Annotated in this window: 13 protein-coding genes; 5 read left to right on the forward strand and 8 right to left on the reverse strand. The window is 59.4% G+C overall.

What is annotated here, in order from left to right:
* Positions 1 to 44: 44 nt before the first annotated feature.
* Complete coding sequence (locus MQW79_RS00330; protein WP_476586145.1) at positions 45 to 1,709, reverse strand: ABC transporter substrate-binding protein; 1,665 nt, start codon at positions 1,707 to 1,709, stop codon at positions 45 to 47.
* Between the two features lie 214 nt (positions 1,710 to 1,923).
* On the opposite strand from MQW79_RS00330, the gene MQW79_RS00335 reads away from it, so the two are divergent.
* Positions 1,924 to 5,292 (forward strand): response regulator, encoded by a 3,369-nt coding sequence (locus MQW79_RS00335; protein WP_476586146.1) that lies wholly within the window; start codon positions 1,924 to 1,926, stop codon positions 5,290 to 5,292.
* Between the two features lie 517 nt (positions 5,293 to 5,809).
* Here MQW79_RS00335 and MQW79_RS00340 read toward each other — a convergent pair.
* The 6 genes from MQW79_RS00340 to MQW79_RS00365 all read right to left on the reverse strand — a co-directional run bounded on the left by MQW79_RS00340 (position 5,810) and on the right by MQW79_RS00365 (position 11,960).
* Positions 5,810 to 6,439: a hypothetical protein gene (locus tag MQW79_RS00340; protein ID WP_476586147.1), complete on the reverse strand. Its 630-nt coding sequence runs from the start codon at positions 6,437 to 6,439 to the stop codon at positions 5,810 to 5,812.
* Positions 6,436 to 7,293, reverse strand: a complete 858-nt coding sequence (locus tag MQW79_RS00345; protein WP_476586149.1) for a hypothetical protein — start codon at positions 7,291 to 7,293, stop codon at positions 6,436 to 6,438. Before MQW79_RS00345 ends, MQW79_RS00340 begins: the two co-directional genes overlap by 4 nt.
* Positions 7,294 to 7,304: 11 nt before the next feature.
* Positions 7,305 to 9,176 carry an AAA family ATPase gene (locus MQW79_RS00350; RefSeq protein WP_476586150.1) on the reverse strand — a complete coding sequence of 624 codons (1,872 nt, stop codon included), beginning with the start codon at positions 9,174 to 9,176 and terminating at the stop codon, positions 7,305 to 7,307.
* Complete coding sequence (locus MQW79_RS00355) at positions 9,173 to 9,676, reverse strand: ABC-three component system middle component 2 (RefSeq protein WP_476586151.1); 504 nt, start codon at positions 9,674 to 9,676, stop codon at positions 9,173 to 9,175. The genes MQW79_RS00350 and MQW79_RS00355 overlap by 4 nt, the downstream gene beginning before the upstream one ends.
* Positions 9,664 to 10,809 carry an ABC-three component system protein gene (locus MQW79_RS00360; protein WP_476586153.1) on the reverse strand — a complete coding sequence of 382 codons (1,146 nt, stop codon included), beginning with the start codon at positions 10,807 to 10,809 and terminating at the stop codon, positions 9,664 to 9,666. The genes MQW79_RS00355 and MQW79_RS00360 overlap by 13 nt, the downstream gene beginning before the upstream one ends.
* 194 nt (positions 10,810 to 11,003) lie before the next feature.
* On the reverse strand, positions 11,004 to 11,960 hold the full coding sequence (locus tag MQW79_RS00365) for a hypothetical protein (RefSeq protein ID WP_476586155.1): 957 nt from the start codon (positions 11,958 to 11,960) through the stop codon (positions 11,004 to 11,006).
* Positions 11,961 to 12,451: 491 nt separating this feature from the next.
* On the opposite strand from MQW79_RS00365, the gene MQW79_RS00370 reads away from it, so the two are divergent.
* The 4 genes from MQW79_RS00370 (at position 12,452) to MQW79_RS00385 (ending at position 18,114) form a co-directional block, all read left to right on the forward strand.
* Positions 12,452 to 13,723 carry a metallophosphoesterase family protein gene (locus MQW79_RS00370; protein WP_476588266.1) on the forward strand — a complete coding sequence of 424 codons (1,272 nt, stop codon included), beginning with the start codon at positions 12,452 to 12,454 and terminating at the stop codon, positions 13,721 to 13,723.
* Positions 13,723 to 15,831, forward strand: coding sequence for an ORC-CDC6 family AAA ATPase (locus MQW79_RS00375; RefSeq protein WP_476586156.1), 2,109 nt, complete (start codon positions 13,723 to 13,725; stop codon positions 15,829 to 15,831). The genes MQW79_RS00370 and MQW79_RS00375 overlap by 1 nt, the downstream gene beginning before the upstream one ends.
* Positions 15,821 to 16,834 (forward strand): hypothetical protein, encoded by a 1,014-nt coding sequence (locus tag MQW79_RS00380; RefSeq protein ID WP_476586157.1) that lies wholly within the window; start codon positions 15,821 to 15,823, stop codon positions 16,832 to 16,834. Before MQW79_RS00375 ends, MQW79_RS00380 begins: the two co-directional genes overlap by 11 nt.
* 521 nt (positions 16,835 to 17,355) lie before the next feature.
* Positions 17,356 to 18,114: an aminoglycoside adenylyltransferase domain-containing protein gene (locus MQW79_RS00385; RefSeq protein ID WP_476586158.1), complete on the forward strand. Its 759-nt coding sequence runs from the start codon at positions 17,356 to 17,358 to the stop codon at positions 18,112 to 18,114.
* Positions 18,115 to 18,178: 64 nt separating this feature from the next.
* Here MQW79_RS00385 and MQW79_RS00390 read toward each other — a convergent pair whose 3' ends face one another.
* Complete coding sequence (locus MQW79_RS00390) at positions 18,179 to 20,242, reverse strand: ATP-dependent helicase (RefSeq protein WP_476586159.1); 2,064 nt, start codon at positions 20,240 to 20,242, stop codon at positions 18,179 to 18,181.
* Positions 20,243 to 20,274: the final 32 nt, after the last annotated feature.

Raw genomic sequence — 20,274 nt, forward strand, 5'->3', positions numbered from 1 at the left:
CAAGGCGGCGCAGTCCGAAGACCGCGCCGCCCCTTTACGGTGGGTTATTCCACCGGGGAGAGGGCGAGCAGGTGCAGGAGCCGCTCGGGGACGCCGGCATAGACCACAGGGCGGGCGCCCGGGTTTTCGGCGTTGTAGAAGCCGGTGAAGCGGCTGGTGTTGTACTCGTACCAGAGCGGGTTGTTGAACACGTTGATCAGCGGCATATCGGCGGCGATCAGGCCGAGGATCGTGTTCATGGCCTCGCGCTGGGCAGCGTCGTCGGTGGTCGCATTGAAGGCGTCCAGGGCGGCGTCGAGTTCAGCATTGGAGTAGCGCGACGAAGCAAAACGGTTCTGCCCGATATGGCGCGAATGCAGCGACAGATCGAGGAAGAAGTGCGGGCTGACACCTGTTGTGACCGAGTTGATCGCAGCTTCATAGTTGCCCGACATCAGGGCGTCGGTCCAGGCCGGGCTTTCCGGGGTCGCCATGGTGGCGTTGACACCGATTTCAGCAAGGCCCTCAACGGCGAGCTGCACGGTATTCACCCAGTCGGTCCAACCATTGGGAACGATGATGTCGAAGGCGATTTCGGCGCCGCTCGGGCTCTCAACAAAGCCGTCGCCATTGGTGTCTGCAAAGCCGGCATCGGCGAGCAGGGTCTTGGCGGCTTCGATGTCGAACTGCGCGAACTGGCCGTATTCGGCTTCCGCTTCGGCATTTGTCCATACGTCATAGGCCTGGCCGAGGCCCGAGGCATATTCGTTGGCAGTGGGATAGCCGTAGCCGGCAATATCCACCATGGCCTGGCGGTCCATGGCCATCGAGAAGGCACGACGGAAGTCGACATTGTTGAAGGCTTCGTTCAGGCCCGGTTCTTCGCTGGCCATATTGAGCGAGAAGTAGACCGGCGAGCCGGCCGGGAACCAGTAGCCACGATTGTCTGGATCACCCGAGAGATAGGTGCGCTCGATGTCCGGGATGAACGAGCCGAACCAGTCGAGTTCGCCATTGGAGGCCATGGTCAGGACCTGGTCGTTGTTCGACACCTGCGGCATGCGCATGCAGTCGACTTCCAGTTCGGCAGCATCCCAATAGTTCGGGTTGCGGCACTGGATATATTCCTGCGGTGTGAAACGACGGATTTCAGTCAGCGGGCCCGAACCAACCGGATTGGGGTTGGTGAAGGTCACGGGGTCCTCAACGCCTTCCCAGACATGCTTGGGAACCACGTAGGTCTGCACGATCTGGTAGATGAGCCCGGCATTCACTTCCTTGTACTTGAAGCGAACCTGGCTGTCGTCGATCGCTTCGACGCTTTCGAGACCCGGCCAGACGGCGCGAAGGTCGAGGGCGGGATGGTCCTTGACCATGTTGAAGGTGAAGGCCACATCCTGGGCCGTCAGCGGCGTGCCATCCGACCACGTCACGCCCGGGCGCATCGTAAAAGTCAGCTCAAGCTGGTCGTCCGAATAGGAATATTCGGAAGCCAGGCGGTAATTGGCTTCGCCGCCCTTGATCGCATTGAAGATCACCAGCGGCTCGTAGAGGAAGTCCTGCACGGTCGGCAGCACAGTGGTGGCGTTCATCGGGTTGTAGTTTTCAACCCAGGCTGTCAGCTGCTGCGGCACGGCAGTCAACACGGCTTCTTCCTGGCCGTGGACGGTAGCGCCTGACAGTGCGCTCGTGCTGGCCAGCAGCATGAGGGCAGTCTTCTTCAAGTTCATTACGGTTTCCTCCCGAAACGGTTCCCCACATCCGGTCAAGTGTCCGAATGCATCGCATCTGTTGCGATTGGTATGAAAGTGGCACTAGAATGGTCTCGAAGTCATGCCGGCAAAATCGAAAAAATGGCGGATAAAACCGTCAAAGCGAGGCCCAAAACCAGCAACTGGCCTTGAAGTGGTATTAGTCCCGGACGGTCGGCATGCGGGGGAGAACATGGCGTTTTCGCGTTTCTGGCCGTCAAATTTCCGCGGCCGACTATTCGTGATTTTCGTGATGGTGATGGCCTTGCCGCTATCGCTGACCGTCCTGGCGCTGGTCACCACGCAGACCTCGAGTCTTGAGGACGAAACCTTCGCCCAGCTCCGCTTTTCTCGTGACGCCAAGCAGGCGGAAATCGAACAATATCTCGCTCTCTCTGTGAGCCGCGCCGAGGCCCTGACCAAGACCAACGCGATCCGCTATGCGGTCGGCGACTTCTACGGCTTTTCCTACGGTTTCCGGATGATAGATCCGCGTCCGGAGGCGGCGCGCCAGGTCCTGCAGGATATTTTCGCGTCCAGCGCCGGCGCCAGCCCCGCCGGACAGATGGGCGGTCCCTTGCTGCGCGAGGCGCTCGACTATGCCAATGCCCACAACCGCTTTCACGAGGACTACCTGTCTTTCGTGCGCAGTTCGGAGTTCGACAATCTCTACCTCGTCAATCTCGACGGGCGGGTCGTCTACTCCACGGTGAAGGACGGATATCTCGGCGCCGATCTCAACAGCGCCTTTGTCGACCACACACCCCTCGCCGCTATCACCAAGTCACTGCTGGCAAACCAGTGGGGCCCCGGCGTCGCCGTGCAGGACTTCGCCCTCGACCCCGTGACCGACAGTTTCTCGGCCTATGTCGGCATCCTGGTCGAACTCCATGGCAGGCCACGCGGCGTGGCCCTGTTCCGCCTTCCGGCCCAATCGGTGAGCGCAGTGGTGCAAGGGCAGTTCGGCAATCAGGCTGCCGGCCAGTTATTCCTGACCAATGGCGCAGGCGCGCTCATCTCCGGCCCGCCGGACGGGGTCTGGCAGCCGGGTGTGCTTGGCGATGCCGCCATTCGCCCCGTGTCGGAAACCGGCGTTGCCAAAGGGGACGGTTCCGGCGGCGAGCCCGCGCTGGTCGCCTGGACCGAAGTGCCTTTCGGCGATGCATTCTGGCGGCTCACGGCAGAGGTCCCCACACGCCAGGCCTTCGCCAAGATCGAGTCGCTGACTCACTTCGTGCTCTTGCTGACCGCCCTCAGCCTGCCGCTGATATTTTGGACGGCGCTGCTGCTCTCGCGGACCATTTCCTCATCCCTGGGTATTCTGGCCGATGCCGCCGAATCCATCGCCGCCGGCAAGCTCGAAATGCAGGTGCCTGCCATTTCAGGGCCGGTTGAACTTTCGCGCCTCACTCAGAGCTTCGAGCGCATGCGCAATTCGGTGCTCGAACAGCTCGCGCTCATCCGCCAGAAGAACGCCGAGCTTGAGCAGCAGGTGACCATTATCGAGGAGAAGAATGCCGAGCTGGAGGAGGCTGACCGGCAGAAGGACGCATTCGTGGCCAATACCAGCCACGAATTGCGCACGCCCCTTAACGGCATCATCGGCATTTCCGGCACCTTGGCGGCCGGGGCTGCTGGCGATCTCTCGCCCGTCCAGCGCGGTCAGCTCGAGATCATCACCTACTCTGCGCGTCGCCTCTCGCGCCTCGTCGATGATCTGCTCGACCTCTATCGCATTCGCCAGGGTCGCATGCGGCTCGACATCCACGCCGTGCATCTGCCCACCAGCATCCGCAACGTGCTCTCGGTGGCTCAGACCATGGTGTGGGGCGAGGCCATTGCCATCCGGGTCGAACTTGACGACGATCTGCCCTACCTGCTCGCCGATCCAGTGCGCCTTGAGCAGATCCTCTACAACCTCATCGGCAACGCCATCAAATATACAGGCAACGGCGCCATCTGGGTCAGCGCGCGGGAGCACAATGGCGAAATAGAGATCGCGGTGCGTGATACGGGCGCCGGCATTTCGCCCGACAATCTCGAGAGGGTATTCCAGCCGCTCGAACGGGCCAGCGGCAACGAAGTGGAAGGCTCCGGGCTCGGCCTCACCATCGCCCGCCAGCTCGCCCACGCCATGAACGGCCGCCTTTCAGCCACAAGCGAGCTGGGCTCCGGTTCGGTTTTCCGCCTTGTCCTGCCCGTAGCCGAGGTGGGGGCAGAGCTGGCGCCGATGGAAATGCTCTCCGGTCCGGTCAGCCAGTCCGTCACGTTTCCGGAACTGTCGGAGCTGGCTGCGGTGCCAACGGCCGACAGCACACGGCTGCTGCTGGTCGACGACGAACCGGTCAATATCCAGGTGCTGCGCAATGTACTCCAGCCGCTCGGATACAGTCTGGAAACTGCGCGAAATGGCCAGGAGGCCGTCGATGCGGTCTGTCGCAGCAAACCGGACCTGGTCATCCTCGATGTGATGATGCCGGGCATGAGCGGCCTGGAAGTCGCGCGAAAGCTGCGCGAGCGCCACACGCTCTACGACCTCCCCATTATCATGCTGACCGCCCGCAGCCGTACCCGTGATCTGCTCGCCGGCTTCGAGAGCGGCGCCAACGACTATGTCTGCAAGCCCTTCGTCAAGGACGAGCTCCTGGCCCGCATTTCCACACTATTGGCGGCCTCGAAGGCCCAGGTTCAGGCCCGCGAGAACGCTGAGCTGCGTGAGGAGATCGAGCGCCGTGTCCGCGTGGAGGATGCGCTTCGCCTGTCGCAGCAGCGCATGTCGCGCCTGCTTGACACGGTGTCGGCCGGCGTCATCTGCGCCACCGAGGCCGGTCGCATCAGCTATGCCAATCACGCCGCCGCCGACCTCCTGGGCGCGCATCTACTGTCCGGCGAAACGCAGCTGAACCACGTCCTGCCTGCCGATCTGCTCGCTTCGATCCGCCAGGATATCAACGCGTCCGGCGAAGCCAACCTTACCGATGTGATTCTCAAGGGGGCGGCGTCGGCGCCGGTGCTCATCAGCGGCTTCGAGCTCGAGCCCCAAGCGGGCGGAGGTCTCGCGCTGATCGTTGATCGTGACACCGCCTCGGCCCGCAACGAGGCGGCGAGCATCAGTCGATCGATCCGTGACGTGCTTGATACCGTTGGTCCCGCCATCGGTCAGGCCGCGCGCCCTGTGCCTGCTGCCCCCGACCAGATCGCCTTCGATCCGCTCCACTACCGCCAGACCATGGTTGCCGTCATGGTCGAAAGCCTCCGCCTCTGGCGTCAGGCCACCGGCGAATCCAAATTCGAACTGGCCGAGCGCAGCGGCATCTGGCGCGTCAATCTGGATCGTTCATCCTTGCAGGCCAGGACCCTGGACAAGTATCTCCTCGTGGAAACCCTCCCGGTCCAACCGCGCTGGCGCGACGTCGTCAACACCGCGGAATTCGTCCTCACCGCCATCACCGACGAGGCCGACACGAGCCAACTCAACGACCTCCTGGACACTCTCAAACGCCTCATCCGCAAATCACGGAGCCAGTCGGAGGAGGGGTCTGCACTCGGCCAGGAAGTGTGATAGACCGCAACGCACCAACCTGATTGCCACCGTCGTGCCCAGTGACGCCCTGGAACGAACGCGTACAATCCACAAGCCTGGATCGTCACAAATAGCCGATTGCGAGAGAAATTGGCTGGGGAACCTGGATTCCCTTAAGAGCGCGCCAGTGTCTCAAGTTGCTGTTTTCGCTAGAGAAATTTTGATACCAACACGTCAGTGTGAAATCTGAGTGGAAGTTTTCACACACGGTCCAAGCTAGTCAACGCCCAACTTTTAATCTTCCTGTGTTGCGGCGAAGTCCGTACATTGACATCGAGAACAATGCTGTCGCCCGCGCCTGACGCGAATTGTGTTCGTCACAAATAAGTGCAGGTTGGGGGCCGCTAGCGGAATTTCGGCTTCCGGGAAGGGTCCTGTTCAAAGCCGACCTTGGTCCGTCGGTTAATCGATCGCGGCCTTCTTGATCCAATTGGAGAGTTTGGATCACAACTCCTGAGCGGGTCAGGCAATGTGCCCTAGAAGGTGTATCAGTCAGTCAAGCCGCTAGGTCGTTGAACTTCCGGATGAAAGCTTCTTGGAGAGTGGAATTGATCGTCAGCGCTCGGCCATAGTCGTCAATGTACTGCTCGATGAGCCTCTGGAAGCTGTCGCGGTAGACGATCTTATTCTTGCAATCGACGGCAACTGTTCCGGAGCCCCAGATGATCCAGCCGTCCTTGGTCCTGGCTTCATGGAGCAGTGCACAGCGTACATTGCTGTAATAATCCTCGGCCTCCCCTTTTGAGAACAGCTGATCGAAGGGCGCGGTCTGAAACAGGAAATCAACAAAGAGTCTGCGGCTTCCGTTGTATTCGTATGGCCCTTGGGGGTTCCCATGCCGGTAGTTTTTTCCTTCGCGTGTCGCTGCGAGAAACTCGATGAGCGCGCACTGGATGGATGCGATCGTAAAGCCTTCACCCTCCCAATTCCCCTTGTCCTGTATTAGTCCGATTGGCTTCAGATAGCGGCTTCGAAGTCTGCTCAACAGGAATGAATCGACGGCTTCCGCCCAGAGATCGGAATCCCTTCCAGGCGTGAGCCGCTGGGCAAGCTTCGTCCAATCATCCTTGGTCTTTCCCGGCGCGAGAAGCTCGGACTTGGCACTGGCAGCAGCGGTCTGACTCAATTCCGACCTCCAGAATGGCGGCTGAGCCGCTCATGCTCCGACATCAGGAAATTCACGTAGCTGCGGATGAGATTGCAATAGAGCCTGCCATCGGCAGGTCCGATGCTGATGTCGGACTTCAGATCGGCACCGTGGCGTATGCCCCCTCCCGTGGGCGATGAGAGGTAGCCGTGAAGCTCCCCGAGCCATGTCAGCACCTGCTCTCGCATCGAGCCTTTCTGGTTTCGCTTAAGTTCGCCAGCAATCTTGTTGAAGTATTTTTCCTCGACGGTGGCATCCCCCGCGTTCAATCCGCGAAAGGCCGTCATGACCGACTCCATAAGCCATAGAATTTCTTGCACGGCCTGCCTGGGTCTGCCTTCGGCAAGCAATTGTTCTGACTGCCGGAATGACTCGCTGATTGTCTGCTGCGCCTTCTCATCGAGTGACTCATATCGTTCTGGCACAGGGATCGGTTTGTGAACGCCCACTGCATTTATACAGGGCGGCTGTATCTCATATCCTGCATTGTGCTCCGCAAGAGTCCGGTTCATCCGGGCTACGTCCGGCAATGCGATCACGGGATCGCCACGCAAGGCCTCACACGCTTCAAAGAATGCGTCGATAAAAAGCGGGGCGTTTTCGCCGGTAGCCACCATCGCCGTGTAGAGATCGGATTCAGCCCAGCTCACATCCGAGCTGATGGATGAAGTCGATCCGTATGAGTTCGAAAAGTAGCTCTTGAAAGGCTCAAGGATTCGCTTCCGCGACGCTCCTTGGGAGGCAATTATGCCCACGAGTGAGTTGAACCCATTCACCACAACTCGGGGAAGTCTTCCGGGCGAGTCGTATCTCCAGGCCGCGTCGAACTGCATGCCGATCCCCGCTACGGCGCTTGTGGCGCGGGTTCGATTGGAAAGAACCCGTATCGGCCCGTGCCTTCGATTTTTGTGAACTTTAGGGTCTGCGCCGATGCCTGAATGTTGGCCGGAGGATCGGTATTTTCAACAACCAAGACCTGCCTATCGTCATCGAGCTCAGCCAGATAGTCGAAGAAATGAGTATTGAGGTCCGTACCGCTGAGGTCGTCGCCATCTCCTTCCGGCTCTCGGTATGAAAGCAGCGGCGAGTCAAGAACGATAAAACCAGGATGCGGCGTGTCGGATTGCCTGCAATATTGCAGAAGGCTGACGGTGAATGCTGCTTGCGTAATGGCGCGCAAGCCTTTGCCGAACGAGATTCGGTTCTTGCCGTTGATGACAAGGTCGCGCGTCTTGGCATCGAAGTGGACACGGTCGATCTCCGGAAAGTGCCAAGCCTTAAGAGTGTCGAGGACGATCGTCGCGAACTTGTCTGCGGTGCTGCTGGGGAGGTCGACATCGCTGAGACTATTCCCGCCATCTCCCGACTGATCGCCTTCTCGCTCGAGCGCGGCCTTTCTGTTCTCAAGGTCCGACAGGCCGCGATAGATCGCGAGCGCTTCGCGCACTTCTCCATCCTTGTCGGCCAATTGTCTGTAAGCTGTTCTGAGCTGACGTAGATTGGGAGCTACAATACGGTCTATCTCGCCCGACACTGAGGCGAGCTGATCCTCGAGAACCGGAAGGCGCCGCTCGAAGCTGACGGCTTCTTTCCGCAGCGTTTCAATCGTCCGGGTCAGTTCGCTTTGCCGCAGTTCAATCTTTCGAATCTCGGACCGGGCGGCGGCGACTGCCTTGTCGACGTCGAAATCGCATTCTGCCTTTCGATGATGTTCTGGAGCTGATCCGCAGAACGGACAATTGCCGGCACCAAGAGCGGCAAAAAGGCTGCCTGCCTCCTCAATCCCGCGCAATCGTTCCGTATCAGAACGATAATGTGCATCGAGCAAAGTGAAGCGGTCCAACAGGGCGGTTATTTCGGTGAGCCGATCCCTTCCTTCTTCAACGCGGCGCGCGATACCTCTGCGGCGCCCGGCGGCATCCTTGAACTCGGATTCTGTGACCGCAAGAAGCTCGCCTTGGGAGCGCATGGCGTCTTCAAGCCGCTCACGCTGGGCTTCCAGCTCGTCCGGCGGACCGGCGAGCTCTTTGACCTGGCGGCGGTGGCTTTCGATTAACTGGTCCAACAGGTCGAGCTGGGCGCTGCGGCTTTGTTCTTCCGGGGTGCGCGGCTGGGTGGTCGAGATCGTCGAGTCGTCAACCCCGGTCAGCAGAAGCTTGAAGACGGACGTGTTAGTCGTGTCGGCCGTGTAGTTGCCGTCCGACAGCGGCGAGCGCTGCTGGATGATCTCTTCTTCGTTGATGATCACAAGGCGGGCAAGATTGCGAAAGCTCAGGCTGTTTGTGTCGCCGCGCTTGTTCCGTCTCACGCGTCTGTGGGCAAGGTCCAGCATTGCAAGCAGGTAGGCGGAAAGGTTGTCCTCATTCCTCTCATTGTGGACATCCCCAAGCGTCTTGCCTTCGCCCTCGGGAAGCGTGTCTGAATAGAGACCGTCGAAGAGACGAAACGCACCGCCCTCGGTACTTCTCACCAATGTGAATTGTTGCCCTTCCAGCGTTTCCATCGCGAGCAGGACCTTATCGTATCCAACCCGTTCCGGAATATCGCGCAGCGGCCCCTTGCCGCCAAGCATGAAGTCAATGGCGTCGACGATGAAAGACTTTCCAGTGTTCGAAGCGCCATGGATAACGTTCAGTCCTGCGGCAAAGGCGATGGTGGCGGGCTTTCGCGCAGGGCCATGGAAACTGAGATGCCGCAGGCGCAACCCCTTTGTCATGCGCGCGCACCGAGGCTCCGTTCGATATTCTGGAACTCCACGACCCAGGTATCGAAGAACTTGCGCATCAACGCATCGAGCGCTGAATCCGTATAGTCGGCGAGATGATAAACGAGCCAGTCCGCACGGCTCTTCAGGGCAGTGAGATACGGCGTTTCCAGCGAATCGAGAAACATCGCGGCCGACTCACCGGCGCGATAGGAGATTCCGTTCTCGTCGACGACGCGCACGACGAGATCGCGGGTCATCATCAAGTGCAGCGCATCCTGAACCACGCGGCGCCGAACTTCCGTTGCCGGCGTCTGGATAGGTGTTGCCGGATGAAGATCGTCGGGTCCGCCCAGCTGATTCGTTCGGACCAGAAGATAGTCGAAAGCCGTCAACCGCTGGATGTCGTAGGCGCGCGGAAATGCGAAGCCTAGGACCGCAACCGCGCGAACGCCCGCCTCAAGGGGGCCGTTGAATGTCAGCGAAAATTGGTCGCGGGCTACTTCGTCCATTTAAGGCGGTCTTCGTTGGCGAGCTGGTGGCAGATCCCGCGCTTGTCTTTTACCAGGGCGCTCGCGCCCAGCGGGTGAGCGTCGAGCGAAACATTCTGCGCCGCCTGTGTTACAGCCTTGACCCGCTCAAACCCGTCAGCATGGTCGCTCTCAGCGGTGTCCGCTACACCATGATAGATTTCATCTTGCAACCCTTCGAATGTGCCAGGCTCTACTTTGTCCCGAACAAAAACGCGCAAAGACTCAGCGTGATAAAAGCACTCTCGCTGCCGCTTGAAATGATCTTCAAGGGGCTTCCAGGCCTTCAGCGCGGCAAGCCCCGCAACTTCTTGCTTGGTATGATCGGCATAGGCCGCGAGCAGGCGCGCTACATAGACGCTCTCGTGATCAGCAAGATCAGTCGGCGGCGCGCCAACGACAGGGCGCGGCGGCAGTCCGCCGCCGAAACGCGCGACGAAGTATCTCGTGGCGCGATGTTGCTCGATGATTTCTCGCGGTGACACGGGTTGAAAGATCGAGAAGTCGAAGGCGTCGACATATTCGGCAAAATTGCCTTCGAGCTTCACGAGCTGCGTTGCGGTAATCTTGTCGGCAACGGCTTTCGGCCATGCATCGATCAGAGCTGATTTTAGCGCGGGAGCATTTGTGAGGTATTGAGTGAGCGTCGTTCCGGTGCCGCGCGGGGCAACGAAGTAATAGGCGCGGGGTGGAGCGAAGTCGCCGCGAAACGAATACCAGAGCATCTTGCCGATTTCCGGCCACGCCGTGCCGGGCGTGATGGCGTCACGGTAGTGCTTGCACTGGTAGTTGTCCCAAATACCTTGCAGAAAATTCTTGTCTTCGAACCCGGCGACATCGATCCCGCGATCGTTCGCACCGGTGTAGCGCAGCACCTTGTGGTATTTGGTTTTGAGCGATGAGACCCATTCGTCGACAAAGGTCTCCCATTGCGCGGGATCATAGGTGACGATGCGAACCAGCGGTTCAATCGGCGGCCCGCTTTGAACCTGGCTCGGAGAGAGCATGGTGGGGCTGGCAGGCGTGGCCGAAACCTCCGCAAAATCTGCAGGCCCGCCACCCTTCGAAAGCGCGTCGATATCGTGACCTTCAGCGTAAGTTTCTGAGTCCCCCACCATAATTCTATAGGAAGTCTATACTAAGTTGTTGTCAACAATCGTTGAGTTCGGTCGGCCTGGAAATACGGGAATACATGTGGCCAGCGTAAGGTGATCCACGGCGGTGCGACAGATTAGAGCTCGCAGCGAGCGGCAGCAACGTCGGCTTTAAGGCCTGTGATAGGTCTCTCGTTACGACCGGAATGGAGCGCCTATTCGTCGGGCGTTGCTGCCGACGGATTCGCGGTTATCCGGTCTATCCTGCTCCAAGGCAGGTATTGCACCCCTGCTTGATCCCGCAAGTGAACAATCATGCCGTCGGTAGCCGCGAATAGCAGCGTGCCCCGCGCCGCGCCAATATCAGCGATTTCAACACCGACTGGTGGGGCAACCTCTACGAGGTAATCCACCCAAGCCACTCCCGAAGTAACCACGGCAAGAAGGAGCGCGACGCGAGCCCATACAAAGCTTAACCGGTTCACAGGGGGTAGAAAGGAGAGTCTCGGGACCTTTGTTCCAAGTGGCGGAAGAACGGCTCCTGCAAGAAAAATCATAAACAGTGCCCAAAGTCCCCATACATACCAATGGGCAAGAATGAATGGCCCAATAGGCAGCTGAAGAAAAACAGCGCCGAATCCGACTAGGCCGATAGTTAGCGATGCAACGAAAAACAGTGACAGGAACCCGCTAATCACTTGAGCAATTATGCGGTTCCCTTTGGCCCACACTGCCTGCATCAGCCTTTCGTAGACCTCCTCTTCAAAGTCGAGCTTCTTCGAACCAGCTTTCACTTTCACCGGGAAGCGCTCGGATAGGACGTCTGACACTCGTACCAGTAGTTGGGACACAAATTCGTTCTGCGAGATCATACTCTCGATGGCACTGCCAACAAGGTTGAGTAAGACTGAAAGTACCGAAGCATAGAATGCCAACTGCAGCAGTAGACTGCCTTTGTCGATGATAGGGACGAAACCAAAACCTATCCTTATGACCATTCCACCCAAAAATGCCGACACGACGATCAACGCTAGGAGTACGGTGCTCGTCAGCGGGTGAGTACGAACAGCATTGAGAAATGCAAATATGCGAAGAAGCCATTCTAACGGCTCAGCATCCGCTAAACCTTTGGCGACCTCAGGTCTTTCGGCCGTCTGTTCTTTGTCCAGCACGCTTCACACTCCTCTGCCAGCCAATAGCGTAGTTGACGCCCCTCCCAAATAGAAGTCACTTGAACGGAAGGGCTCACGGTATGCAATTCCAACTGAAAACGCTTGAAGGGACGCGCTGTCGACCGGCGCCCACTCCCGCATTTGGACGTCGGGCCTGTCAAATGACAGTGTCCGGTTTTGGGGGATGGCAATGGCAAGCCAAACGGCGGGAATGGGGCGCTTCGCTGCCAGACTGACGTTGCAATGGTCGTCCCTGAAGAGCGGACTGTCTAAATGTAACTCCGTTTAGAGTCCTTCATGCCCTTGCGAGGCAGCCGGGCGCATTGGTGTCATCGAGAGAATGGGTTCGGGCACGGAAACCCGTCACGTTGATCGAAAAAGACAGCAAAACACTTCACCAGCTGGCCGGGTGACGGAATTTATTTGGGTAGAAGCAAGAGTTGTCGAGGCGGGAGGATTGCCTGGCGAATACTTGCAGTCATATTGACCTGATGCTACCTCGACTGCGGATCCTACAGATAGGCGACGTGCACCTCCCTAGCGGGATGAACGCTCGGCCATTTGCAGACGTGAAAGACCCGACTTTCCCTCAAGGTCTCGCGTCGCTTATTGCGACAAGTCCGCTAAAACGCGTCTTCAAACGAGTTTTCGCACTGCTCGAGGCCGGGCAGGTCGACGGCATCCTTTTTATGGGCGATTTGACGGACTACGGCAATCTCGACGCCTATGCGGCTTGCTGCCGATACATCGCTTCCGCGCTCCAGATCGGGTCTGGCCGCCGCTTCTCCAACGTGCCGGTCGGCTTCGTACCCGGCAACCACGATATTGACCGAGGACTGGCAAAGCAGCCCGGGAATGCGGCGAAATTCGCACCGCTCGGCTCGGCCTTGAACGCGGTCGGGCTTCCGACCATACCGGTTACGCAGCCCAAGTTGCTCGCCCTTGGAGCAGCCGGGCCAAGAGCGAATGTTTTCCTGATGAACAGTTGCTGGGGATGTGGCGACGAGGCCCGCATCCCCGAACACTTCCGCGCGCCTATCGCCGCCGCCATCGAGGGCGCCATCGCAGGTGCATCCGGCGATAAGGCGATCAAGGACTACTACGACCGCCAATTGGACACTCCTGCGCTCTCGGAGGACTCCGTCACCGAACTCATGCAAGAAGTCTACGGAGCTCCGAGCAACGTCCTGTCCGTGATCGTCGCCCATCATAATCTCCTGCCTCAACGGCTTCCGCGGCTCGCCCCATACACCGAACTGGTCAACGGCGGTGCCTTGAGAGCTTCGCTCGGTGAACTGGGTAAGCCTGTGCTCTACCTGCACGGCCACATCCATGAGGATCCCATCGAGATTTTGAAATCTCCGGGCGGTTCGCCGATCATCTCCATAAGCGCTCCCAAGCTCTCGTCGGGATTCAATATTATCGATCTTGTGTATTCGCCCCAGACGATGCCGATTGCATGTCACGTGACTCCGCTACGCTTCGATCAATCAGGTATATTGCGAGAACGGCCAAGGGTCGCGATCCCGCTGAACGACGGGCAACGGCGTATGGACCCGGTGCTGACGACCCTCTACTGGAAGTTGCTCGAGCGCCGGACGGCATATTGGTCCGACGTCGAGACGATAGGGTCGACCCTCGCGAGTCATCCTACGGGAGATGTCCTCGTGGCCATGGTCGAGCAGCTTTTCGCGGATGACCTCGTCAAGATCGACAACGCCGACCTAGCAGTGCAAAACTGGATCGTCCGGGCGGAGATGTGATGGACTGGGAACCGAATCCATTCAGGCCGACGCGTTGGGAGCATGACAACTCGGGCCGGCCGCTCATTTGGCTTACCCCCACGGCGCAGTCGCTCGCGGGAGACAAGTCGACCTTTGTCCACGGGAGCCGCGGAAGTGGCAAGACAACCCTGCTCAAAAGCATCTGCTGGGAGGATCTGGCACGCAATCCGTCGCTGCGGCTACAACGGAAGCTATCGGACTTCCCCCACATCGGCATCTATATCCGCCTGCCGGACCACGTCTCGGGATCAATGGGCGGAACGGACTGGAAGAAAGTCTTTCCCAAGGCGGACGAGCCGGACCTGGAGTTCTTCAGGTTTTTCTCGCTGGCGGTCGAGCTGGTGTGCGTGGACAAGGTGCTCAGCGCAGTGCACGAGCTTCGACTGGCTGACGAGCTTGAGCTCCAAGCCGTTCACGAGATCGCGGTCGTCGAGGATTTCGTCGCCGAGTTTCCGAGGCTTGCCGATGCCGATCAGGCGATCCGGACGTTTTCAGATCTCGCCCGGATGTGCCGCAATCTTGTCAGACGCATGAACGAGGCAAGCGGACGCGGGCAAGTGGCCGAACTCGTCGGAGCTTTGCCTGCACGCGAACCCTATGAACTCTTGGGGACCCTCTGTGAGAAGCTTTCCGGGGTTATCCGCTTTAAGACGGCAGCTTCGAGGCCGGCACCGGGCTTCAAATTCTGTCTAGATGACTGCGAAGTTCTCAGCCCGACACAACTCCGCTCCATCAATACCTTGGTCAGGAAAAGCCGCTTCCCAGTTTCCTGGGTCATCTGCGCCGTCGGCGAGACGATCGAGGGAGGCGACACGTTCATCAAGGAACAGCCGTTGACCGACGCCGACCGCCGCGTGATCTCGCTCGACGAGCGGGACCGCCCCGAGTTCGTGTCGCTTTGCGAGGCGGTTGTCAGCTTGCGGACCTATTTCTCGCTGCCGCAGAACGACAGGCCGCCGGTGACCGGCGATACCATCGCCCGGCAGTTTTCCCTGCGCGAGAAACTCGGGGTCGTCGGTGTGAACGACATCCTCGGGATCGTCCTGACGCGCTCGACGAGACCGCTCGCAAGGCAGATTGCCGCAGCTGCAACTCGCCTCTCGGATATGGCCAAGTCGTCCAAGGCCGGCGTGCCGAACACGATTCTCGGTGATGTCCCGCCATATTACCAAGCCTACCTGTTATGGCACTGGACCGGGAGAGAAGATGCGTTCGTAGCGACGGCTGCGCCAAGCGACATGGTTCGGATAGACCAACACCTCACGCAACTGTCGTCACCGGCATTCCAGGCCTGGATGCGACGCAAGATGGTGGGTACCATGCTGCATATCGCGGCACGCCTCGGATTCAAGCAGCTACCTTTGTCGGGCAGCAACATCGTTACGTCACTGGCAGACGGATCGATCCGGGATTTCCTGGAGATCATGGCGGCGATCTATGACGCGTACAAAGCCAACAATAGCAAGGTCGACGCTAGCCAAGCGCTGAAACGTTTCGTCACGTCACGGACCAAGATCGCGACCCGTGTGCAGACGATTGGCATCTACAATGCCAGCGCTCAGTACTTCGATGGCGTGGGCGCCTTGAGCGATGCGAGTTCGACCTCCATGGCGAGGTTGATCGAGGCTCTCGGTAAGTACACGAGCCGGCTGCAGAGCGCGACCGACGATCCTTCGGTGCTCGCCACCACGGAGCGGGGAGTATTCGTGCTCGACGGCAACCAGTACCTCTGGCCCGAGGACGATACCGTCACCCAGTACGTTCGCCAGGTCATCGCGCGAGCCGAACTTTCGGGATACTTGCGGACGATCACCTTGAAGCGGCGGCCGTCCGGGACGGCGACCTCGCCTCGTTCCTCCGGGACCTTGACCGGCTTCAGGCTCCATCGCCGCTTCGCGCCGTTCTTCATGTTCTCCTACCGTGGCGCATACGAGCCCGTCCGGGTGTCGACGGAGTATCTTGCAGCCCTTTGCGCTGCGGAGTCCGCTATAACGCCCGATGCCTGGGTCGCCGGCGCTGCGCCACTTGAGGCGGACGCACTCGAACAGCTCTCGCTGCCTCTTACCGGGGATGACGATGACGCCTGAGGCATCTATCGGCGCTTTGCACGTTACACAAGGCGAGTTGACGAATGACGCACTCCTCAAGAAATACGATCTGGGGGTGGCAGCGATCAGTTGGGAAAGCCGTACGGTAACGGCTCTCCCTTTCATGACCGGTCGTTCTGAAGAAACCGTGATGCTGAGGTTCGCATCCACCGATAAAAGCGTGGACGACCTGAAAGACGTCATGCAGTCAAACGCGGACAAGATACTCGGCTCGTACAGCCTGCACTCACTCGAACGATCGACCGTTTGGAACGAGAACGTGGCTGCTCTCGACAGGCTGGTGTCCGAGGCCGTCAGGAGAGCCGGCAGGCCGATCTCGGTGCTGTTGGACATGTCTTGCCTTCCAAAACGCTATTCACTGCTCCTGCTCGGCCGGGGCTTCCGGCAGGAGCATGTTGCCCGGATGGACATTCTCTACGCCGAGGCAGAACGGTACGAGATGACGAGGCTGAAGCATTCGGGGGCCGTGAACATCGTATCGGAGGGCGCTTGGACTACGGTCCAGGTGCCATACTTCGAAGGCGACAATTATACGCCCGACAAGCGAGACCTGTTCATCTCGCTCGGCGGCGAGCTGACAAACGCCGTCCCGATCGTCGAGCGCTTCGAGGCCAGCGACCTGCGACTGTATTCGGTCGAAGACACTCAAGCGCGGGTACCGAGCGCGCAGTTCGAGGGAGAAGCGCCGATAAGGCAGCGCTTGTCCGAGATGCCGAACGCGTACAACATGACATTCGCACTTGGCGATGTGCTCGGATTGGCGGAGGATGTGCTGAGGACCAAACAACTGCCGACAACATGCTTGGCGATAGGTCCGAAGACCCACGCCTTGGCATTCGGACTGGCCGCCCTGGCCGACGACTCGATCCAATTGGTTTGCCGTTCGCCAGGTAGGTACTTGGCAAACGACGCCATACCTTCCGGTAAGATCTTCCTGTACCAGATCCAGGACCGCTTTGAGCCCAGAGCCTATTGGAGCTGAAGTGTGGGGTCGCTTGGTGGACCTCATACCAGAAAAGTACGCCTTCGCCCCCTCATTAGTGCTCGTATGGAACTCTCCAATGCCCAGCCCGATGAACTGGACATCTGGGCAGTGTTTCCATCACGTCGCTTTGTCCCTGCGCGAGTGGAGGCGCTCATTGACACCTTGCGAGCCGAACCAAGCTAGTCCCTGCCATCGTTCGGGATGGCACGGCCTAGTCGGACCGACCTTCGGGGAGAGAAGGGCAGCTTACTCCTATCGCGACTGCAAAGCGGACCGGCGATTGCCCACCCCACCTGCGCCGTCCGCCTGGCCGGCCGCGAACGGCAGCTTTTGGGAAATCGAAAGTACGGTCTGAACGGCCGGAATGGGGCGCGTCACCGACGGGCCGCTTTCGACCCCAATTTCTGCCATTCCCTACCACTCCGAACTCAGCCGCAAGCGGACGTTGATCTTCAACGGCCAAGCAGTCAGCTTAGAGAACGCCTACCCTGCCTGAACGCCAGAACTGGACCTTTCAAATGCTCAAAGAAGCGGAGACCGTGAGTTCGATTGCGTCTCAAGTCTTTGGGCAAGGCCTGGTTGGCGTCTATCTATATGGATCAGGTGCCTCGGGCGCATTGAAGCCATTAAGCGACATCGACCTTTTGGTCGTCATCGAACGTCCAATGTTTGCTGAAACACTGCTAAGTCTCGCGGCATCGTTGCTCCGGACATCGGGCCGCTACCCAAACCTACCCGGTGAACCACGTTGTCTTGAACTCTCCGTTGTCCTCAAGTCTGAGCTTGCCGAGCCGAGCTATCCGGGGCGATGCGAGTTTCTATACGGGGAGTGGTTGCGCGCTGACTTCGAGCAGGGAATCGTTCCTGAGCCATTTTTGGATCCTGGTGTGACCCTTATGCTCGCTCAGGCTCGGCTAGAGTCCGTGCCGATTAAAGGCCCCGACCTGTCAGAAATCCTAACTCCAATTCCAGCCCAAAACGTTCGCAGAGCGATGCGGGACGCCATTCCCTCTTTGGTAAGCGGTTTACAGGGCGACGAACGAAACGTCCTGCTCACGCTGGCTCGGATGTGGCGGACTGCTGCAACCGGGGAGTTCGTCAGTAAGGACGCGGCCGTTAGCTGGGTCGCCCCACTCGTGCCGATTGAAATCGGCGAGACTTTAGGTGTCGCGGCGGCAGCCTACTTAGGCAAGGCAGTAGATGATTGGTCTGCTCGCGCCGTGGAAGCACAAAGCGCAGCGGACTACCTCGAAGGGAAGCTGTTGGACCTGCTATAACCAAGTCTGCTTCTTACCGCCAATCCTCCGAAGCCGCCAGTCCCTACCCACCCCTCCCTGCCGGTCACCACATTCCGCGCATTTTCGCACCGAGATCCACCGTGGCGCCGCGACTTGGCCGTTCGGCGTCCGCGGCCTGCTCAATGCGCGGCCAGAAGAAGTCATCGAATAGACGGGTCATTTCCCGTGGGATGAACCGGGTGCGTTGCGCATAGACGTGGCGATCGCCATTGCGGGTTTGCTGGGTGACATAGAAGCGCTGTGGCACGAGCAGGTGCAACCCGTCCTTGGCTCGCGTCATGGCGACGTAGAGCAGGCGCCGCTCTTCGTCCAGTTCATGCGTCGAGCCGGTTCCAAGATCGGAGGGGATGCACCCGTCGACAACGTTGAGGACGTGAACCGACTTCCACTCCTGACCCTTGGCCGAGTGGATGGTGGAGAGGATAAGATAGTCCTCATCGCGCATCGGAACCCCCGCCTGATCGCTTGTGGCGTCTGGCGGATCGAGGGTCAGTTCGGTCAGAAACTTCTCGCGGCTCGGATAGCCGGACGCGATCTGCTCAAGTTGCACGATATCGGCCGATCTTGTTGCAGCGTCCTCGTATCGGTCCTCCATCAGAGGTTGATACCAATGCCGGGCATGGGCCAGTTCCAGCGGCCAGCCGATCTCGCGGCCGGACAGCCGCGCGACCAAGCCCACCAGATCCGTCCAGTACTGCCCTGCCTTTGCTGGCGGCGGGACTTCGGACAATGCCCAGGCAGCGTCTGCGGACGTATCTACCGCATCGAGGATGCGGACGGCGGTCGTCGGCCCGATACCTGGCATCAATTGCAGCACCCGGAACCCCGCCACCCTGTCGCGCGGGTTCTCGGCCCAGCGCAGGACGGCCAGCATGTCCTTGATGTGGGCTGCATCGAGAAACTTGAGGCCGCCGAACTTGACGAAGGGTATGTTGCGGCGCGTCAGCTCGATCTCGAGCGGCCCGGAATGACTAGAGGTTCGGAAGAGCACGGCCTGTTGCTTAAGAGGGGTGCCGGCCTCACGCGCTTCCAGGACAGATGTCGCGATGTAGCGGACCTGGTCGGCCTCGTCCTTGACCGTCACCAGGTTCGGCTTGGTCTCCGACGCGCGGTCCGACCAAAGGTTCTTGGTGAACCTCTCCGTCGCCTGTTCGATGACGGCGTTGGCGGCAGCCAGAATGGGCTGGGTGGACCGGTAGTTGCGCTCGAGCGTCACAATGTCCGCTGGAGGCTCAAAACTCTTCGGAAAATCCAGAATGTTGCGCACCGTTGCGGCGCGGAAGGAATAGATGGACTGGGCGTCGTCGCCGACCACCGTCAAACCTTTGCCCTCCGGACGCATGGCGAGGAGGATGGCTGCCTGAAGGCGGTTTGTATCCTGGTACTCATCCACCATCACATGATCGAAGAGGCTCGAGACCTGCTGGGCGATCATGGGTTCAGCCATCATCCCAGACCAGTAGAGCAGCAGGTCATCATAATCGAGAACATTCTGTTGCTGCTTGGCTTCGACATAGGCTCCAAAGAGGGCTCGCAGCTCGTCTGACCACATGGCGCACCACGGAAACACCGTCTGCAGTGTCTTGTCGAGATCGGCCTGAGCGTTGACGACCCTGGAATAGATCGCAAGGCAAGTTCCTTTGGTGGGGAACCGTGTCTTGGCCTCGCTGAAAGCCAGTTCATGGCGGACGAGGTTCATGAGGTCCGCGGAATCTTCGCGATCATGGATGGTGAAGGCTGGGTCGAGACCGATCTGGTGGGCGTATTCCCGCAGGAGCCTGGCGCCGATACCATGAAAGGTGCCGGCCCAGGTCAGGCTATCGGTGATCGCGCCTGAACCCACGCCGAGCACGCGCGTAGCAATGCGCTCGACCCTGCGTGTCATCTCGGCGGCGGCGCGGCGGGAGAAGGTCAGAAGCAACATGCGACGAGGATCGGCGCCATGGACGATCAGATGCGCAACCCGATGGGCGAGCGTATTGGTCTTGCCCGAACCGGCGCCGGCAATGACCAGAAGCGGCCCAGCAGCAGGATCCGACACACCATGCTCGACTGCCCGCCGTTGTTCGCGGTTGAGGCTATGGAGATAGGCGGTGTCTACGGGCACGAATCGATCCTTTGGGAAGCTTGATGTAGATG

Source organism: Devosia sp. Micro-HW1 (assembly GCF_056341075.1).

What these genes read in the sequence shown, in the direction of transcription:
- MQW79_RS00350 (WP_476586150.1), bottom strand. Translation starts at nt 9,176, where the DNA reads ATGACAAAGGGGTTGCGCCTGCGGCATCTCAGTTTCCATGGCCCTGCG.
- MQW79_RS00380 (WP_476586157.1), top strand. Translation starts at nt 15,821, where the DNA reads ATGACGCCTGAGGCATCTATCGGCGCTTTGCACGTTACACAAGGCGAG.
- MQW79_RS00385 (WP_476586158.1), top strand. Translation starts at nt 17,356, where the DNA reads ATGCTCAAAGAAGCGGAGACCGTGAGTTCGATTGCGTCTCAAGTCTTT.
- MQW79_RS00375 (WP_476586156.1), top strand. Translation starts at nt 13,723, where the DNA reads ATGGACTGGGAACCGAATCCATTCAGGCCGACGCGTTGGGAGCATGAC.
- MQW79_RS00355 (WP_476586151.1), bottom strand. Translation starts at nt 9,676, where the DNA reads ATGGACGAAGTAGCCCGCGACCAATTTTCGCTGACATTCAACGGCCCC.
- MQW79_RS00370 (WP_476588266.1), top strand. Translation starts at nt 12,452, where the DNA reads ATGCTACCTCGACTGCGGATCCTACAGATAGGCGACGTGCACCTCCCT.
- MQW79_RS00335 (WP_476586146.1), top strand. Translation starts at nt 1,924, where the DNA reads ATGGCGTTTTCGCGTTTCTGGCCGTCAAATTTCCGCGGCCGACTATTC.
- MQW79_RS00345 (WP_476586149.1), bottom strand. Translation starts at nt 7,293, where the DNA reads ATGCAGTTCGACGCGGCCTGGAGATACGACTCGCCCGGAAGACTTCCC.
- MQW79_RS00330 (WP_476586145.1), bottom strand. Translation starts at nt 1,709, where the DNA reads ATGAACTTGAAGAAGACTGCCCTCATGCTGCTGGCCAGCACGAGCGCA.